The 18360-nt window shown below is 38.3% G+C and carries 15 protein-coding genes, 1 pseudogene and 1 riboswitch; of the genes and pseudogenes, 15 read left to right on the top strand and 1 reads right to left on the bottom strand.

Annotated features, from left to right (window positions below):
- Nucleotides 1–352 precede the first annotated feature (352 nt).
- From larB to F4694_RS26090, 8 genes and pseudogenes are all read left to right on the top strand, one after another.
- Nucleotides 353–1123 (top strand): nickel pincer cofactor biosynthesis protein LarB, encoded by a 771-nt coding sequence (gene larB / locus F4694_RS26130; RefSeq protein ID WP_179602852.1) that lies wholly within the window; start codon nucleotides 353–355, stop codon nucleotides 1121–1123.
- A pseudogene (gene larC, locus F4694_RS32480) lies at nucleotides 1104–2603 on the top strand (nickel pincer cofactor biosynthesis protein LarC). Before larB ends, larC begins: the two are co-directional and overlap by 20 nt.
- A gap of 686 nt (nucleotides 2604–3289) precedes the next feature.
- On the top strand, nucleotides 3290–3787 hold the full coding sequence (locus F4694_RS26115) for a TRAP transporter small permease (protein ID WP_179602849.1): 498 nt from the start codon (nucleotides 3290–3292) through the stop codon (nucleotides 3785–3787).
- 1 nt (nucleotide 3788) lies between these two features.
- Nucleotides 3789–5084, top strand: coding sequence for a TRAP transporter large permease (locus tag F4694_RS26110; protein ID WP_179602848.1), 1296 nt, complete (start codon nucleotides 3789–3791; stop codon nucleotides 5082–5084).
- 50 nt (nucleotides 5085–5134) lie between these two features.
- Nucleotides 5135–6163, top strand: coding sequence for a TRAP transporter substrate-binding protein (locus tag F4694_RS26105; RefSeq protein ID WP_257029403.1), 1029 nt, complete (start codon nucleotides 5135–5137; stop codon nucleotides 6161–6163).
- Nucleotides 6164–6261: 98 nt separating this feature from the next.
- Complete coding sequence (locus F4694_RS26100; protein WP_179602847.1) at nucleotides 6262–8091, top strand: sensor histidine kinase; 1830 nt, start codon at nucleotides 6262–6264, stop codon at nucleotides 8089–8091.
- Nucleotides 8088–8858: a response regulator transcription factor gene (locus F4694_RS26095; protein ID WP_179602846.1), complete on the top strand. Its 771-nt coding sequence runs from the start codon at nucleotides 8088–8090 to the stop codon at nucleotides 8856–8858. The genes F4694_RS26100 and F4694_RS26095 overlap by 4 nt, the downstream gene beginning before the upstream one ends.
- Nucleotides 8859–9073: 215 nt before the next feature.
- The gene (locus F4694_RS26090; RefSeq protein WP_179602845.1) at nucleotides 9074–11371 is read left to right on the top strand and encodes a glycoside hydrolase family 3 protein; all 2298 of its coding nucleotides are present in this window, start codon (nucleotides 9074–9076) and stop codon (nucleotides 11369–11371) included.
- Between the two features lie 56 nt (nucleotides 11372–11427).
- Here the strand turns inward: F4694_RS26090 and F4694_RS26085 are convergent, their stop codons facing one another.
- Nucleotides 11428–11913, bottom strand: coding sequence for a QueT transporter family protein (locus F4694_RS26085; RefSeq protein WP_179602844.1), 486 nt, complete (start codon nucleotides 11911–11913; stop codon nucleotides 11428–11430).
- A gap of 8 nt (nucleotides 11914–11921) precedes the next feature.
- Nucleotides 11922–11967: riboswitch (PreQ1 riboswitch) on the bottom strand.
- A gap of 283 nt (nucleotides 11968–12250) precedes the next feature.
- Here F4694_RS26085 and F4694_RS26080 point away from each other — a divergent pair.
- The 7 genes from F4694_RS26080 to F4694_RS26050 all read left to right on the top strand — a co-directional run bounded on the left by F4694_RS26080 (nucleotide 12251) and on the right by F4694_RS26050 (nucleotide 18021).
- Nucleotides 12251–13111: an energy-coupling factor transporter ATPase gene (locus tag F4694_RS26080; protein WP_179602843.1), complete on the top strand. Its 861-nt coding sequence runs from the start codon at nucleotides 12251–12253 to the stop codon at nucleotides 13109–13111.
- Complete coding sequence (locus F4694_RS26075; protein WP_179602842.1) at nucleotides 13111–13998, top strand: energy-coupling factor transporter ATPase; 888 nt, start codon at nucleotides 13111–13113, stop codon at nucleotides 13996–13998. The genes F4694_RS26080 and F4694_RS26075 overlap by 1 nt, the downstream gene beginning before the upstream one ends.
- Complete coding sequence (locus tag F4694_RS26070) at nucleotides 13988–14830, top strand: energy-coupling factor transporter transmembrane component T family protein (protein ID WP_179602841.1); 843 nt, start codon at nucleotides 13988–13990, stop codon at nucleotides 14828–14830. The genes F4694_RS26075 and F4694_RS26070 overlap by 11 nt, the downstream gene beginning before the upstream one ends.
- A 26-nt stretch (nucleotides 14831–14856) precedes the next feature.
- Nucleotides 14857–15405 (top strand): ECF transporter S component, encoded by a 549-nt coding sequence (locus tag F4694_RS26065; protein WP_179602840.1) that lies wholly within the window; start codon nucleotides 14857–14859, stop codon nucleotides 15403–15405.
- 74 nt (nucleotides 15406–15479) lie between these two features.
- On the top strand, nucleotides 15480–17135 hold the full coding sequence (locus F4694_RS26060; RefSeq protein ID WP_179602839.1) for an SWIM zinc finger family protein: 1656 nt from the start codon (nucleotides 15480–15482) through the stop codon (nucleotides 17133–17135).
- A 15-nt stretch (nucleotides 17136–17150) separates the two neighbouring features.
- Complete coding sequence (locus tag F4694_RS26055) at nucleotides 17151–17543, top strand: VOC family protein (protein WP_374757448.1); 393 nt, start codon at nucleotides 17151–17153, stop codon at nucleotides 17541–17543.
- 85 nt (nucleotides 17544–17628) lie between these two features.
- The gene (locus F4694_RS26050; RefSeq protein WP_179602837.1) at nucleotides 17629–18021 is read left to right on the top strand and encodes a globin domain-containing protein; all 393 of its coding nucleotides are present in this window, start codon (nucleotides 17629–17631) and stop codon (nucleotides 18019–18021) included.
- Nucleotides 18022–18360: the final 339 nt, after the last annotated feature.

The raw sequence follows: 18360 nt of genomic DNA, 5'->3' as shown, positions 1-18360 counted from the left end.
TTCTTGAGGACAAATCGTGTTACGAGGGACTGAGATTAGTCCTTAAAAAGGAGCCTTGAGGACAAATCGCGTTACGAGGGATTAAGATTAGTCCTTAAAAAGGGGTCTTGAGGACAAATCGTGTTACGAGGGACTGAGATTAGTCCTTAAAAAGGAGTCTTGAGGACAAATCTCGTGGCCGACCCAAACGATTTGTCTTTCATCCAGGTAATGAAGGACAAATCGCATCAAGGACCCAAACGATTTGTCTTTCATCAGGCAATGAAGGACAAATCTCATCAAGAAACCAAAAGATTTGTCCTTCCCCAAGGCTAATGCATAGAATCAGACTAGAGTTAAAGGGGGGAATCGAATGCTTGAAGAGATATTAAAACAAGTTCAAAAAGGAACCCTCAGTGTTGCAGAAGCAAAAGATCAATTAGCGACGTTTGAGAATTTGGGATTTGCAAAGGTTGACCATCACCGAAAGAAACGACAGGGCTTTCCAGAAGTGGTCTATGGCGAAGGGAAAACAGCTGAACAAATTATCTCCATCATCACAGCATTAAGGGCAAGAAACAATCAAGTCATGGTAACAAGAATTTCAGAAGAAAAAGCAGCAATCGTGCAACAAGCTTGCCCTGAATTTACGTATCATGAAATTTCTCAAATTCTTTTTTGGAAAAAACAAAATGAAGCGATAGAAAATACTCAAGGTTATATTGCGGTTGTTGCTGCAGGAACTTCTGATTTACGGGTCGCAGAGGAAGCGGCGGTTACTGCAGAAATACTAGGAAGTAAGGTCCATCGCATCTATGACGTTGGCGTTGCTGGAATCCATCGTCTGTTAAATCATGCCGAAGAGATTCAAAATGCAACAGTTTCTGTAGTGGTAGCCGGTATGGAAGGTGCGCTGCCGAGCGTAGTTGGAGGACTTGTTTCTCATCCCGTAATTGCAGTCCCTACAAGTGTTGGCTATGGGGCTAACTTTAATGGGTTATCCGCTTTACTGACGATGCTGAATTCATGTGCTTCAGGGATAAGTGTTGTAAATATTGATAATGGTTTTGGCGGAGGATATAACGCCGTATTAATTCATCAACTTGCACAAAAAGGGGAAAGAAATGAAGACACTTTATTTTGATTGTTTTTCAGGAGTAAGCGGAGATATGGTGATTGGTGCACTAATAGACGCAGGTGCTGACCCGGTCAAATTAGTCGAAGAATTAAAAAAGCTAAATCTTGAAGATGAATATGAATTGACATGGAAAAAGGTCGTTAAGAATGGGATTACGAGTACAAAATTCGATGTGGTGCTAAAAAATCAACACCACCACCATCATGATCATGGACATTCATATAGCCACGATCACGTTCATGACCATGGACATTCGCATAGCCACGAACACAATCATGACCATAATCATGGACATTCGCATAGCCATGCTCATGACCACGAGCACGCACATACACTTGATCATACTCATGACCACGAGCATACGCATGATCATGATCATGCTCATAACCACGTGCACGAGCATACGCATGATCATGATCATGCTCATAACCACGTGCACGAGCATACACATGATCACAATCATGACCATCGATCCTATAAAGATATTGTACGCCTGATTGAAGAAGCTGATTTCTCTAAACAGGTAGAAGATATGGCTTTAAGGATATTCAAAAAAATTGCTGAAGCAGAAGGGCTTATTCATGGTGTTCCTTTGGAGAAGGTTCATTTCCATGAAGTGGGTGCTGTAGATTCAATTATTGATATTATTGGTGCTGCCATCCTAATCGATCAATTAGAAATATCCAAGATTAAATCATCACCCGTTCCTGTGGGCACTGGAAAAATTCGTATCGACCATGGTATCTATCCGGTACCTGCACCTGCAACTCTTGAAATTTTAAAAGGAATTCCGATTGAACATTCAGAGGTGAGATTTGAGCTCACTACACCAACTGGAGCGGCGATTATCGCTGTTCTGGCCGAGGAATTTTGCGCTATTCCTTCAATGAAAGTTCGCTCAATAGGTTATGGTGCCGGAACAAAGACGTTTAAAGACCATCCTAATGTCGTTCGAGTCATTATTGGCGAGTAACAGTAAATGGGGAATCCCCACCGTTAAGTGAGAGGAGTATACAAAATGAGTTCTCATCCTCCAAATTATGAACACCTAGATGACCAGATGATCAAACTGGAAGTTAACCTAGACAATATTCCTGGGGAATGGCTGGGTTATGTCATGGATTTGCTTTTTGAAGCAGGGGCAAACGATGTTTTTTATACCCCGATCTATATGAAAAAAAACCGACCTGGAATCCTGCTTCAATTGCTTTGTTCTGTTGAAAAAGTAAATATAATGAAAGAAATACTTTTTAAAGAAACTACAACTCTCGGTGTCCGCTATTATCCTTTAACTGTTCACCGGTTAGAAAGAGTATTCCAAAAAGTAGAAACTGAGTGGGGGCCTGTGACTGTAAAAGAAGGGCTGCTGGATGGAAAAGTGGTACAGCGGGCACCGGAGTATGAGGATTGTAAGTATCTTGCCCAACTCCACGACATTCCTTTAAAAAAGATCTATGAACAGGTTTGGAAGGAAATAGATAGATAACATTATATTCAAACGCGGTCTCGAACATTAATAAAGGTTCCGTTTTCGGGTGTCTCCTAAATTAAAAGACACAAGAATTGACGTATGAATGGGCATACGTCTTTTTTCTTTATTTATTAAGGTTTCTTCGCACTTATGGGTTGAGGGATCAGGTTAGATTAAGCACCCAAGCTGATAAATAGACGGAGGAATTCCGCTTAATTAGAAATTATTATTAAAAAATGCATAAATAGACAGAGAAATTCCGCCTAATGACTCGAAAAATTTTAAAATGGCGGATTTTGCTTTGCTTAAGCGGAAATCCTCCGCTTATTTCCCCCGAAACGAGCTCCAATCTGCATATAACCGGAAAATCTCCGGTTATTTTACTTTTGCCCGTTACCTGAATAAGGACAAGACATAAAAACGAATCCTTTCCAAATATTCGGGAAACCCTTTGTGTCGATAAGCAATTGCTCCTTCTGGAGACGATATTGACGCTATTAAAAGTCAATGTTAGACTAAACATAAATAATTAGTTTACTAAACAAACAAAAAACAAAATACTAATTGTAAGGGTTTTCTAAATTATCCTAAACCTAAAAAAATCACAAATTTTCCTAAAAAAACAATATTTTAAATCATCCCCCCGATTCGTAAAATGTTAAGTAAGAAGTAAACGTTTTCAAAGAGAAGGGGGGATTCACTTGGATTATATTAAAAAGGTGTTTAAAGTTATAGACTCTATTTTCGAAAAATTCACTTTACTATTTTTAGTAGCATTGATTTTTGTCGTAACAACACAGGTTATGACTCGGAAATTATTTAATTTTGTATTCTTTTGGTCCGAAGAAATTACATTGTTATTGCTTGCGTGGTTTGCCTTTATGGCGATTGCGATAGGGTTTCGGGAATATATTCATTTAGGTATTGATACACTAACCAACCTATTTCCTAAATCTTTTAATAAAGTGCTAGATAAGATCATTAGTGCTTCAATTTTTGCTTTTGGTTTTTACTTAGTAGTCCAAGGGTGGGAGTTTACATTGTTGACGTCGGAATCGACTCTGCCAGCAACAAAACTTCCTAGTAGTATCACATATGTAGCGATGCCGATCACAGGTGTTATGATTTGCGGTTACTCACTCCTGCAATTCTTCAATATTAATACTACAAGACATAAGGATTTGGAGGAGGATTTGTAAAATGGATACGAACACAATCGGAATTATCATCTTACTTTCAAGCTTTGTTATTCTAGTCCTGCTGCGTTTTCCGATTGCTCTTACGCTTGTGGCTTCGTCCTTGCTAACAGTAATCTATATGAAAATTCCGCTTCCCGTTATTGGCCAGCAAATGGTTCAAGGTATGAACTCCTTTTCCCTGCTAGCCATCCCATTCTTTATCCTGACAGGACAAATTATGAGTGAAGGTGGACTTGCCACAAGAATCGTAAATTTTGCAAGTTTACTAGTAGGACGAATACGCGGCGGTCTTGCAATGGTTAATAGCGTAGCAGCATTGTTTTTTGGAAACATCTCAGGGTCTGCAGTCGCAGACGTTTCATCCGTTGGATCTGTCATGATTCCAATGATGAAAAAGAAAGGATACGAAGCAGATTATGCGGTGGGTGTTACCATTGCTTCGGCTATCCAAGGTGTAGTGGTACCTCCGAGTCATAACTTGGTCCTTTACTCGTTAGCTGCCGGGGGAGTATCCATCGCCAGTCTATTTATGGCAGGTGTTGTACCTGGATTCATTATGTTAATTTCTCTTATGATTACATCTTATATTATTGCTAGGAAACGTGGATACGGGAAAGCAGATCCAGTGCCAAAATCACAAATTGGCGGTATTCTCTTACACGGTCTTTTATCGTTAAGTCCCGCTGTCATTATCCTAGGCGGAATCATGAGCGGCTGGTTTACGGCTACTGAATCAGGTGCATTAGCGTGCTTATATTCTTTTATTCTAGCATTTGTCATTTATAGAGAAGCACCTATCTCAAGTATTTGGAAAATACTCACAAGAACAATGAGAACGGTTTCGATGGTATTTTTCTTAATTGCAGCATCTGCATCATTCGGCTGGATACTTGCCTATTTGCAAATTCCTGCAATGGTAACCGACTTGTTCTTAAGCATTTCAGATAATCCACTTATCATTTTATTAATCATTAATATCTTATTGCTGTTACTCGGTGCGCCAATGGACATGGCACCAATGATATTAATTATGACACCAATCCTTCTTCCAGTTGTAACAAGCTTTGGTATGGATCCTGTCCATTTCGGAATTGTCCTCATCTTAAACGCTGGAATTGGATTACTGACACCACCGGTTGGAACCGTTTTATTTGTCGGATGTGCGATAGGTAAGGTTTCGATCCAGCAAGGTACAAAAGCGATGATGCCATTTTTCTATGCGTTACTCGTTGTTCTGTTAATTATCACCTATATTCCAGAGGTTGTTATGTGGCTGCCAAACATGTTAGTCAAGTAACCTAGGGTGAATGGTGAAGATTATATAAAAAATAAAAAGGGGTGTAGATTTTGATCAGTAAAAAGTTTACAGGTATTTTAGCCGCAACACTTTTAATGGGCACAATCCTTGCTGCATGTGGCGGGAAAGAAACAACTAAAACTAGCAGCGAGGGGAACAAGGAAAAAGAAAAACCATCCTATACATTCCGCTTAGCTGACAATCAGCCGCCAGATTATCCAACTGTCCTTGGTGACAAAAAGTTTGCTGAATTAGTAGAGGAAAGAACAGAAGGACGCATTAAAATTGAAGTATATCCATCTGCACAATTAGGTGATGAAAAATCAGTCCTTGAACAGGTTCAGCTTGGAGCGATTGAGTTTACTCGTATCAATTCTAGTCCACTTGCTGAATTTAATAATCAGTTTACTCCGCTGGGACTTCCTTATGTATTTGAGAGTGAAGATCATCTTTGGAACTTCTTAAATGGAGACATGGGAACGAAGCTACTAGACGGACTTGAGCAATCTAAAATGAAGGGTCTTGCCTATTACGATTCAGGATCCCGTAGTTTCTACTCGACTAAACCACTTAAAGGTGTTGAGGATCTAAAAGGACAAAAGATTCGTGTACAACAAAGTAAAATCAATATTGATTTCATGGCTGCATTAGGAGCAAGTGCTACTCCAATGCCTTATGGAGAAGTATTCAGTGCCCTTCAAACTGGAATTATTGATGGAGCAGAGAACAACCTGCCAAGTTTAGATTCATCAAACCATTATCAAGAGGCTAAAAACTTGATCCTTGATCATCACCAACGTATACCTGAAGTCCTTTTAATTAGTAAAGTAGCTTGGGACAAACTTGACGCCGATGACCAAAAGATCATTAAACAAGCAGCGCTTGATTCCGTTGAAACACAAAGAGCAGAGTGGGATAAATATGAAGAGCGTTCAGAAAAGAAATTAAAAGACGCAGGTGTAACATTTACCGAGGTCAAAGATATTAAACCTTGGACAGAAGCTGTAAAGTCTATGAATGCTGAATATGCAAAAGAATTCAAAGAAGTAATGGATGCGATTGAAGAAGCACGTCCATAAACTGTAATAACAAAATGCCTAGCTGGTAGGTTTCACCATTTACCAGCTGGGTCTTTTCTATTTTGAATATAGCGAAGTATTAGATAGGAAGTGAAAAAATGCAACAGCATAGAGGAAAAATAGCAGAATTTATTAAAAAGTATATTCTCTTAAAGAATCAATCATTAATGATGAAGCTTTGCATTTTTTCTAGCTTTCTTGTTATATTGCCCGTTCTTTCAGTGGGGATTATCTCGTATAATCGATCTTCAGCTGAATTGGAAAACGAGCTCCGGCAATATAGCGGTCAAGTAATTGGTCAGGTAGAATCTCATATTGAATATTACCTACAAGAATTTGAGATTACAAGTTTAAAAATGATTAACTCTCCGGAATTATCCAGCCTATTTAAACATGAAAAAAGTGATCAAATTGTAGAAGCAGCCAGGGACACACTTAAGTATGCTGCGTATTCTCGAGCAGATATTTCTAACATTACGGTTTTAGTAGATGACGATATTGTCATCGATACCCTTGGGATAAATAATTTCTATCCTTCTACGAAAATAAAAGAAGAATATTGGTATTCATCCGTTCCTATGAACGGAATGACGATGTTGGTAACGAGAACGCTAAAGCTAAGAAATAAAGAGCAGCCGGTTATTTCTCTTGTTAGGAGATTATACAACCCTGATACTCTTAGGCCAGTGGGAATGCTCGTTATTGATATTAATTTTAGAAGAATTGAGGAAATCTCGAACAAAGTAACGATTAGTAAAAACGGTTATTTTTTTATATTGGATGCAAAAGGGCATTACGTCTATCATCCTGATTATTCGAAGCTTGGAAAAAAAGTAGAATTTAGCCAGCTCGCTCAACTTCAAAATAACGAAAGCAGCACACAAATCTTACAGAACAAGAGGAAGGATTTTGTCACTTATACTTATTCCTCAAATATAGGCTGGAGTTTTTTTACCGCCGTACCCTATAAAGATTTAACGGGTGGAATTATTCAAATTGGAAGAACCATTGTTTTGACAATTATCATCTCGTTAATTATTGCCTACACGATAGGATTTGGATTTGCAACAAGTTTAATCCGCCCGATTCGGCGCCTGAAGAGGTTTATGAAGGAAGTAGAAATTGGAAACCTTAGCGGTCGAGTCCCAGTGGAATCAAACGATGAAATTGGACAGTTATCTGCAGGATTCAATCATACCGTTGAAAAGCTATCAGATTTACTTGAAGAAGTATACGTCTCCAAATTGAAAGAAACAGAAATGTCCCTGAAACAGAAAGAGATTGAAATAAAAATGCTTCAGTCTCAAATGAACCCTCATTTTTTATATAACTCTCTTGAAACCATTAGAGGGATGGCATTAGAAGAAGGTCAGGAAAATATTGCAATCATGTCGTTTTCCCTGGCAAAGCTGCTTCGGTATAATCTTAAAAATGATTCCTCCATCGTTAGTCTGGGAGAAGAAATAAGGTTTTGCAAGACATATCTTCAGATTCAGAAGTTTCGATTTGAAGACAGATTTGAGTATGAGTTGGATATTCCTGAATGGGCAATGGAGCTTCAGGTAGTAAAGTTTTCACTTCAACCAATAGTTGAAAATTGCTTCGTTCATGCCTACGGTCGAAGCTGTCAAAAATTAAAAATTACGATATCAGTTGTTCCCCATTCGGAATTTTCTTTTATGATTCGAGTAGAAGATACAGGCGCAGGAATCCCGAATCAAATTTTAGACGAACTTACTAGAAAACTTGAACAGAAAACAATAAACTCAGATGGGAAACATATCGGCTTATTAAATGTCCAACAAAGGATTCATTATGTGTTTGGCGCGGATTATGGACTTAGTGTTAGAAGTCAGTTAGGAGTTGGCACGGTGGTCGAGATGGAGCTGCCAATGAGGGAATTTACAGAGGAAAGGGAGATTGGATGAAAAAGATATTGTTAGTTGACGATGAGAGATGGGTACGTACCGCTCTTAAGTGGACGATAAATAAATTGGATCTTCCCTTGCAGGTGGTTCATGAATGCCAAAATGGATTAGAAGCGTTAGATTGGATAAAGATGAATGAAGTGGACTTAATCTTAACAGATATCCGAATGCCGGTGATGGACGGTCTTGCTTTGGTTAAGGAACTTAGTACTTTAAACAGGGCATATGAAGTGATTGTGATCTCTGTCCATGATGAGTTTCAGTTTATTCAGCAAGCAATGAGAAGCGGTGTCACAGATTACCTGCTAAAACCGATCGAGGAGAATGAAATTAAGGTTTGTCTAGAGAAATGGCTAAATAAAAAAAGTAACGAAAGCAATACGAGTAAGCAGATACTGGCTCAGAAACAAAATCTTCCTTTATCAACGATCGATCGAATCTTGGATTATATAGAAAAAACACCTTTAGATCAAATCACTTTAAAAGAAGCAGCAGAGAGTATTCATATCAACCCCAGTTACCTCAGTCAATTGTTCAAACAACAGCTAAATAAAAAGTTCGTTGATTATATTACGGAACTGAGAATTGAAGAAAGTAAGCGATTATTGCAAAATACAACCTTAAGAATGTCCGAGATTGCCGAAAGAGTGGGATATTCTGATTTAGCTTACTTTAGTAACAATTTTAAGAAAATAGTAGGAAGTTCTCCGTCAGAGTATAGGAATATCACCAGCAAAAACAGCGATGGTCATTTAATTAAAAGATAAGGCAGAGTCGGAAATAATATTTTCTGATTCTTTTTTTTATAAGAAGGAAGAAAGTCCTAGGTATTTTTGGCTAAAAATTTAGGATATTAAAATATCACAAAAATAACTAAAAAAACTCGCTATTTGGCATGCTACTTTGAATTATATCATTATACATAGATACGCTATCTTAGATTTTGTAAACGCATTCAATATATAAAAGGGGAGGAAGAAAAATGGCTTCACTATCAAAGCAGATTAGAAAATCATCAAAGCTAAGAAAGAAACTTCTCGCAACTGCACTTACTCTATCATTAGTTGCACCAGTTATTGGACCGCAGGTAGGGTTTGCGGATGACCAAGGGTACACAGGTGAAGAAGGGAAAGCAACTCCGTATGTTGGCCGAGGTGCAATAACAACTTTTAAAGTTGCAAAAGCTGAGGGCCAGCCAGAAGTTGAAGTAGCAACTCAAGATAGAATTCTTGAAATCAGTGGCAAATATTTTAGAGATGCAAATGGCAATAGAAGCTTAGATGGTTATGAAGACTGGAGAAAGCCTGTTTCAGAGCGTGTAGCGGATTTGATTAGCAAAATGACTCTTGAACAAAAAGCTGGATTGATGTACATAAATACTCATACTCCAGCAGCAGATCCAGCAGATGGGAAATTTGTAACCGAGGCTAATGCTAATATTGTTATTAACAAGAAATTACGCCACGTTATTTACCGTCTATCTCAAAACCTAGGCGATGTTGCCAATTATAATAACCAAATGCAGCAATTAGCAGAGGGGCTAGAGCTAGGGATTCCGGTGGTAATTACTTCAAATCCAAGAAACTCTGCCTCAACGGATTATACAAATATTACGAACACACAAGACCAACATACTTTCTGGCCTGGAACATTAGGTTTAGCAGCAGCTGGAGATGTAGAAGCTGTTGGTGAATTTGCGGAAATTGCCCGACAAGAATGGAGAGCTGCCGGTATTCGTAAAGTTTACGGATATATGGCGGACGTTGCAACAGACCCGCTATGGGCTAGAATTGAGGAGACATTTGGCGAAGATCCAAAAGTAGTTGGCAACATGAATTATGAAATCGTCAGAGGGTTCCAAACTGAAAAACTGGGTACAGATAGTGTAGCTATCACAGTTAAACACTTCCCTGGCGGTGGAGCTCGTGATGATGGACAAGATCCTCACTTTGCAAACGGCAGCTTTAATATTTATCCTACGGAAGGAAGTTTGGAGAAGTATCATATTCCTCCTTTCCAGAAAGCAATTGAAGCTGGTGTAGCATCGGTAATGCCTTATTATGCTTATCCAAGTAATGCTAGTGCTGATCAAGGGTTAGAACCATATAGTGAAACTGAGCAATTTGAAGAAGTTGGTATGACTCTAAATAAAGGAATCATCGATTACTTGCGTGAAGGTCTTGGTTTCAAAGGATATATTAACTCTGACTCTGGTGCTGTAGCTGGCAGTGCATGGGGTTACCTAGTAGATGAAGATGGAAATCCAATTCCAAATGTACAAAAAGTGGCCAAGGCATTAAATGCAGGAACCAATATTATTTCAGGTGGGTCAACACCAGAGCTAGTAATTCAGGCTGTTAACGAAGGTTTAGTAGATATATCAAAAGTTAACGAATCCATTACTTATACCCTATCAGAAATGATGACTCTAGGTCTATTTGAAGACCCATATGTAAATCCTGCAGAAGCTATTGCTGCTGCAAACAATGAAGAACACAGAGCATTAGCTTATGAAGCGCATCAAAAGTCAGTCGTTTTAATGCGTAATGATAAAACCAAAGGTGAAAAACTATTACCGTTAACAGAAGAAAAGTTAGAAAATGTTAAGCTTTATGTTGAAGGATTTATTGGGGTTGCTCCAGGAAGAAATAATCCAAATCCTCAAAAAACTATTAATGAAGAATCAGCAAAACAAACTGCTGCATTTAATGCAGACTTAAAGAAAATGCTCAAAGAAAAATTCCCTAACATTACGTTAGTAGATAGTGTTGATCAAGCAACTCATGCATATTTATATATTAAACCAACTCAATCTAACTGGGATAATAACCCACGTATTGATGTTAATGAAAAAACAGGTATTCTTGAATTAGATCGAATTATTGAAATTCAAAAAGCTGTTCCAACCATTACTGCGGTAAACTTTACGAACCAATGGCTAATAAACAAGCTTGAACCAAATGCTGCAGCATTAATCGGTACTTTTGGTACGCTTCAAGAGGCGGTATTCGATGTGATCACTGGAGAATTCAATCCTGTTGGTAAACTTCCATTCGCTATTCCAGCCAGTGCGGAGGCAGTAGAAAGAGAAGTTGGGGATGTTCCAAGCTTTGCTCCAGAAGAATATAAACATTTCACTTATAAGAATAAAAGTGGTGACAAGTACGAATACGGTTTTGGTCTTTCTTACAACAAGGGGAATGTACCTGCTCATGCTGGTGAAACAGGAAAGCCTGACCATGCAGATGAAACAGGAGTACCGGCTCATGCAAAAAAATAAGAACTAGGTTGATATAAGAAAGAGATGCTCATTGGTATTGAGCATCTCTTTTCTTTTTATAACATTTTTTCGAAATGAATGCGCTTGTTAATGTAATAAATAACCGGCATACCTACAGCCATCACAACAAACTCTCCAATTGCCACTGTTAACCAAGTAAATAAGAATGGCAATTCGAATGCTAGGTTTAATTCCCATGCAATCAAGAACATAGTAAAGGTAAAGACAACGGTATTTACCATCATACGAGCCCAGATTCCTTTAATGAAACGTGCAGATACAATCGTAATCGATAAGGCTAATAATGATTGACCGACACCAAAAACGAGGTCATAGGCGACCATTGGGGAAAAGAATAGATTGCTCAAAAATACCCCAACGATGATTCCGAATATATACTTCTTATTGAAAACAACAAGATGATTAAACATTTCTGAAACACGGAATTGAATATTTGTAAAACCAAAGGGAGCGATTAAGCCTGATACAGCAATATATAAAGCCGCTAATATTGCGTTTACGACAAGTGTTTTTATTTTCATATTTAGTTATCTCCTTAGTTTTTTTTACGTGGGAGGTTCTCGAACCACGTTTTATTGACAAAATAATATAGTAGTATAAATGTATTTACTAGTCAATTTAAAGTTTGAGATAATCTTTCAGCAAGGTATATTCTATACGTATATATTGGATAATATTTCCCTTATTGTGCAATCTAATAATCAAAAAAGAGTGTTCAATTATAGAAAATAAAAAGATAGATTAATGCTTCAGGATATCCCCTTTTATGACTTCGTGCTATTATATTTCTTGTGAATCATTTACTATGGTTGAATAATATTCAGAATATTAATAAAATAGAAGGAGAGGGGGATCTAGATGGAACCGATTATTGCTTTAGAAAATGTATCATTTTCTTATAAAATCAATGAGACCCATGAAGTGTCTGTTCTTAAGGATGTCTCTTTTTCCATTTTTCCAGGTGAATATGTGGCCATTATTGGCCATAATGGTTCGGGAAAATCCACATTATCTAAGCATTTAAATGGGCTCTTAACACCTGGCTCAGGCGATGTTTGGGTCCGTGGTCACAATACGAAGGACGCCAGTAGAAAGCTGGATATCCGCAAAGCGGTTGGAATGGTTTTTCAGCATCCTGATAATCAAATTGTTGCGACCATTGTCGAAGAGGACGTGGCATTTGGGTTGGAAAATATTGGCGTACCGAGGGAAGAAATGAAGCAAAAGATTGATGAGGCTTTAGAAGTCGTCAAAATGTCTGAGTTTCGTAAAAGGCCGCCGCACCATTTATCAGGAGGGCAAAAACAGAGAGTTGCGATTGCTGGAGTGCTTGCGATGCAGCCAGACTGTATCGTATTCGATGAATCCACCAGCATGCTGGATACCTTTGGTAGAAACGAAGTCCTTCAGGTTATGAGGAAAATGAATACAATGGGAATGACGATTATAACCGTTACCCATCGTATGTCAGAAGCAGCAGAAGCAGACCGAATTATAGTCGTAGAAGACGGGAAGATTGTTATGGATGGAAAACCACGTGATATTTTTAAACATAAAGAGGTTTTAATGGAGCTCCAATTAGATATTCCAGCTGTTAGTCAGATAGCTGAAATGGTCCATATTCAAATTCCGAATTTTTCTAAAGAACTAATCCAAGAGGAAGAACTAATTAACGAAATAAAGAGAGTTTCAAAAGCAAGGAGCGGGGAAGTGGTTTAATGCGTGGAAAACCCATCATCGAAATAGAAAACTTATTTCATACATATATGAAAGGCACCCCCATGGAGCATGTGGCCTTAAAAGGGACAAACATGGTCGTAAACGAGGGGGAATGTATTGCCATTATCGGTCACACTGGCTCTGGGAAATCAACCCTCATCCAGCATTTTAATGGGCTGATTCGGCCCGATTCGGGGAAAGTCATCATCGATGGAATAGATTTATCGAAAAAACGAATTGATATTAAAGCATTAAGGAGAAATGTCGGATTGGTTTTTCAAAACCCGGAGGATCAAATCTTTGAAAAATTAATCGGTGATGACATCTCTTATGGTCCTTTTAAACTGGGATTACCCATCAAGGAAGTCAGGGAACGGGTTAAATGGGCAATGAACATGGTCGGCTTAAACTTTGAGGAAATGAAGGATCGCCAGACGTTTGCCTTAAGCGGCGGGCAGAAGCGTAAAGTTGCACTTGCTGGTATCCTCGCGTTAAAGCCCAAAATATTAGTTCTTGACGAACCGACTGCGGGGCTTGATCCAAAATCTCGGAATGAGTTGTTGGATAAGATTAAATCGTTAAATAAAATTGAAAACTTAACCGTTATCTTCGTATCACACAATATGGAAGAAGTGGCTTATTTAGCGGATAGAGTTTATGTAATGGCAAATGGCAAGGACGTGTTATCAGGTACACCCATAGATATCTTTACTGACAAGGAAAAATTGCAGCGTTACCAAATTGGAACACCGGAAACCGTGCAGGCGCTTTACCGGCTCAAAGACCTTGGATACAATGTAGATACTTCTGCTTTTACAATTTCTGAGGCAGCTGACGAAATCATAAAGGTTCTTACCAATGGAGAGGTGGAGAATCATGGCAAGTGAATTTGAACTGTCTAGGAATATTACCATTGGTCAGTATGTACCGACTGGGTCTTTTATTCATCGGCTGGATCCAAGAATAAAACTGTTGGTGTTCACTATTCTTGTTTTAGCCATAGCCCTCAATACTAGTTATGTAGGAAATGCGCTTGGTCTGCTATTATCTATTTATTTATTCTGGGTTTCCAAGATACCAGTGAGTTATGGATTATCGGGCATAAAACCTGCTATTCCCTTTATTATAATATTGGCTGTGTTGCAGCTTATCTTCCAAGGTAATGTATTTTCTGGAGGAACTGTGTTCTTTGAATATGGGTTTATTTTGATTACGAGTGAGAGTATTCGACTGGTAATTGTTTCGGCCGTGCGGTTTGTGGAAATCATTTTATTAAGCAGCGTCTTAACGCTATCCACATCAACAACAGAATTAACCCATGCCATCCAAAGTCTTTTAAGTCCTTTAAAAAAAATAAAATTTCCTGTCCATGAAATTTCCTTGATTATTACTATTGCCATTCGCTTTGTGCCAACCTTTGCGATTGAAATGGAGAAAATGATGAAGGCGCAAGCTTCAAGAGGGGCAGATTTTGGGTCGGGAGAATGGTGGAGAATTATTCAGAGGACGAAGGATATGCTTCCCATTATTATCCCATTATTTAATATCGCGTTATCTAGAGCAGAAGATCTCATCTTAGCCATGGAATCTCGCTGCTATACTCCTGGAAATGAGAGAAGTGCCTATTCGGTTTATAAGGCACTCGTGGGTGATTACATAGTATTAATTATAGGTCTATTATTATCGTTACTATTACTTTTTTACCCGTTTCCATATTAGATAAAAAATAAAGGGGGAGATATAGAATGAAAGGTACATTAACGGTTCGAAATATTGTTATTGCTGGTGTGCTTGGTGCGGTTGCCATTCTTTTAGGTGTCACTCGATTAGGATATATTCCCGTCCCTACAGCAGCAGGGAATGCAACCATCATGCATATTCCTGCGATAATTGGCGGGATTATGCAGGGACCGATTGTAGGCGCGATTGTCGGGATTATTTTTGGTGTTTCCTCTTTCTTAAATGCTACCGTTCCACTGTTCAAAGATCCATTAGTGGCAATCCTGCCTAGACTTTTTATTGGAGTTGTCGCATGGGTTGTATATGTAGGAATACGTAGGAAAAGTGAGTACCTTGCTATTGGCACTGCAGCATTCCTAGGAACCTTGGCCAATACTGTCCTAGTTTTAACAATGGCAGTTGTTAGAGGCTATATGGGCGCTGAAGTAGCTTGGACAGTTGCTCTAACAAGTGGTATTCCAGAAGCCATCGTTGGGACCATCGTAACACTAGCAGTAGTTCTGTCATGGAAGCAAATTGGTAAAGGAAAAAAATCTAGAATTTCAGAGGATTAATCTTGTCATAAGAATTTAACCCATTGATGCTTAGGCATCAATGGGTTTCTTGATAAATAGGGGAGTTGAGCGATGTGAAGCTTATTGATTTTGAACAAGCCATTGACAATCGGATTCTTAAGCGTGGACTTGATTATTTTGACCAGGGACATGTCGTAAGTCTTGAAACCAAGGATAAAAAGAAATATAAGGCTAGGGTAGACGGATCAGAAGTTTATAGAGTAGAGATATCATTAAATCTAAACGATGAAATAGAAGAATCATATTGTGATTGCCCCTATGACTTAGGGGAGTTTTGTAAACATGAGGCAGCAGTTCTATTTGCATTGAGAAATAGGAAGACTTTTGGGGAACCTGCTGTAGTGGTAGAAAATGATTTAAAACAGATTTTAGCAGAACAAAACAAGGATGAATTGGTTCGTATTTTACTTGAAATTTCTGATGATTATCCTGATATAGAAAAACGCTTGCTTTTTAAGTTTGCAAACAATGAAGATGAAATTACTGCTAGTAAGAAACTCATTAGAGAATATATCAATCATGCAAAACGTAATGGATTTATTGATTGGCGGCATGTCGATTCTGCGCTGCAAGGGGCAGAGATGACGCTAAAAAAAGCCCAGGAAAAGATTGAAATGGGGGATAGTGAGACTGCTGTTTTACTAGCACTAGAAGTGTTATCTCCTGTTGTAAAAATGATCCAATATTGCGATGACTCCAATGGCGGGGTTAGTTTTATTATGAATTGGGCTATTTCTACTATTGAACAAGCGGTAACGACCAATTTGGAGCAGTTAGATGAAAAAGAGCAAAAGAAGCTTTTTGAGGTAATTTTAAAAGAAGCTTTAAAGAAACAATTTGATGGCTGGAGTGATTGGCGCTTTGAGCTATTAAATGTTTGTGCCATTTTCTCTCATAAGAAGGATTTACGGAAAAAGCTAGAAAAGCAGCTGGAAATGCTAGAACAAAAAGCAGGTACTTCATGGGGTGAGGAGTATGAAAAGAAACAGGTTAAGCTTCTCCAATTTGAAATAATAGAAAAGTGTGATGGTACATCAGCAGCAGAAAAGTTTATTTATAAGAATATTAAAATAAGCGATTTTCGTGAAAAAGCAATTACAAGAGCATTGCAAAATAGCGATTATGAGAAAGTTCTCGAGCTTAGTATTTCGGGGGAAGAAGTAGACAAAGGTTATCGCGGGCTGGTGCATAAGTGGCAGGAGTACCGTTACCAAGCTTATGAAGGTCTTGATGACGTAGAAAATCAACGGAAATTGGCCTATGAGTTTCTTTTTAATCATGAATACTCTTATTATATGAAATTAAAAGAGTTATATGAACTAGATGAATGGCCAGAAGTTTTAGGTCGATTAATTGAAGCTTTTGAAAAAGAGCGATACCAATCAACTGTCTATATTGAAATCCTGAAAGAAGAAAAACTAACGCAACAAATAATAGAATATTGTAAAAAGCATAAATCATTAATAATGGATTTGTATCCATACCTAATGGAGAGTCATTTTGAAGAAGCGAATGATCAGTTTATTAATTATATTGAACTTTCTGCTGAGGGAACGTCGGACAGACGAGGTTACAGAAATGTTTGTAAGCTAATTAAAACCTACAAAAAAGCCTTTGGTACCATTCACTCACACAAGTTAATTGGAGAGTTGAAACAAAGATATCAAAAACGTCCAGCCTTTATAGATGAATTAGGGAAAATTAGATAATAGATGAGGGATAGTATGTTACATCATGTGGAGATATATGTTTCAAACCTTGAAAAAAGTGTTGATTTTTGGGGTTGGCTGTTAACTGAATTAGGGTACGAACAGTATCAAAAATGGGAATTAGGGGTTAGCTGGAAGTATCAAGAGACCTATCTTGTATTTGTTCAGGCTGAAGAAAGGTTTTTGGATGTTCCTTATCATCGCTGCCGAGTGGGATTAAATCATCTTGCCTTTCATGCAACGTCTAGGGAACATGTTGATGAAATAACGGAGATACTAATAAAGAAAGAAATCCCCATCCTATACAGGGAGAAGCATCCATTTGCTGGAGGTCCAGGATATTATGCTGTATTTTTTGAGGATCCAGACCGAATAAAAGTAGAATTAGTCGCACCTAGCGTGAAATAAGGTATTTTTTTAAAATGTGATTTAAATCACGAAAAGACATCACTTTTATCTTTATAATCAAACATAAGTAAAAGGGGTGTTTGACATGGAATATAAATTTAAATCTCTTTATAGTGAGATCGGCGGGCAGGAAACGATTGATAAACTGGTTGCTGCATTTTATCCTCGGGTATATGCGGATCCTGAGTTAAGACCGTTGTTTGAAGGTGACATGGAGGAAATAATGAGGAAGCAACGTATGTTTCTTCCACAATTCTTGGGTGGGCCTGCACTTTACAGTGAGGAATTTGGACCACCAGCAATGAGACAGCGTCATCTTCCTTTTGAAGTGACACCAAAAAGGGCACAGTGCTGGCTTCGCTGTATGAAGGAAGCCTTTCAAGAAATTGGTCTTTATGAAAAACCAGCGGGGCTTGCTTTTTATGATCGGTTAACACAAGTTGCTGGGATTATGGTTAATAGTCCGGATAGAGAGTAAAGGATTAAAAGGTTGGCATGTAATACGGTTCATTATTTTGCACCAAAATGATGTTCTAAACTCACTCACTCTCTATGAGTAAAGAGGTCTTGTCCATAATCGTGTATCCAGCAAAAGTAAAATAAGCGGAGACTTTCCGGTTAATTGAAGAATGGAGCTCGTTTCGGGGTAATTAAGCGGAGGTTTTCCGCTTAATCAAAGCAAAATCCCCACTTTCAAATTTTTCTGGCCAATAGGCGGAATTTCTCCGTCTATTTCTTACGATTAGTCAAGTGTATTTCAGTTAATTCATTTATGTTTTTTTATTTAGATGTACTTGGGAGGGGTACCCCTCCCAAG

The sequence above is a fragment of the Neobacillus driksii genome (assembly GCF_013409995.1).
Classification (GTDB): Bacteria; Bacillota; Bacilli; order Bacillales; family Cytobacillaceae; genus Neobacillus; species Neobacillus driksii.
Note: the sequence above shows the minus strand (reverse complement) of the source record. Positions and strands in the feature narration are given on the sequence as shown.

Bases quoted from the DNA above. Each gene is read 5' to 3' on its own strand.
- larB (WP_179602852.1), top strand. From the start codon at position 353: ATGCTTGAAGAGATATTAAAACAAGTTCAAAAAGGAACCCTCAGTGTT.
- F4694_RS26095 (WP_179602846.1), top strand. From the start codon at position 8,088: ATGAAAAAGATATTGTTAGTTGACGATGAGAGATGGGTACGTACCGCT.
- F4694_RS26100 (WP_179602847.1), top strand. From the start codon at position 6,262: ATGCAACAGCATAGAGGAAAAATAGCAGAATTTATTAAAAAGTATATT.
- F4694_RS26075 (WP_179602842.1), top strand. From the start codon at position 13,111: ATGCGTGGAAAACCCATCATCGAAATAGAAAACTTATTTCATACATAT.
- F4694_RS26110 (WP_179602848.1), top strand. From the start codon at position 3,789: ATGGATACGAACACAATCGGAATTATCATCTTACTTTCAAGCTTTGTT.
- F4694_RS26055 (WP_374757448.1), top strand. From the start codon at position 17,151: ATGTTACATCATGTGGAGATATATGTTTCAAACCTTGAAAAAAGTGTT.
- F4694_RS26090 (WP_179602845.1), top strand. From the start codon at position 9,074: ATGGCTTCACTATCAAAGCAGATTAGAAAATCATCAAAGCTAAGAAAG.
- F4694_RS26065 (WP_179602840.1), top strand. From the start codon at position 14,857: ATGAAAGGTACATTAACGGTTCGAAATATTGTTATTGCTGGTGTGCTT.
- F4694_RS26085 (WP_179602844.1), bottom strand. From the start codon at position 11,913: ATGAAAATAAAAACACTTGTCGTAAACGCAATATTAGCGGCTTTATAT.
- F4694_RS26080 (WP_179602843.1), top strand. From the start codon at position 12,251: ATGGAACCGATTATTGCTTTAGAAAATGTATCATTTTCTTATAAAATC.
- F4694_RS26050 (WP_179602837.1), top strand. From the start codon at position 17,629: ATGGAATATAAATTTAAATCTCTTTATAGTGAGATCGGCGGGCAGGAA.
- F4694_RS26070 (WP_179602841.1), top strand. From the start codon at position 13,988: ATGGCAAGTGAATTTGAACTGTCTAGGAATATTACCATTGGTCAGTAT.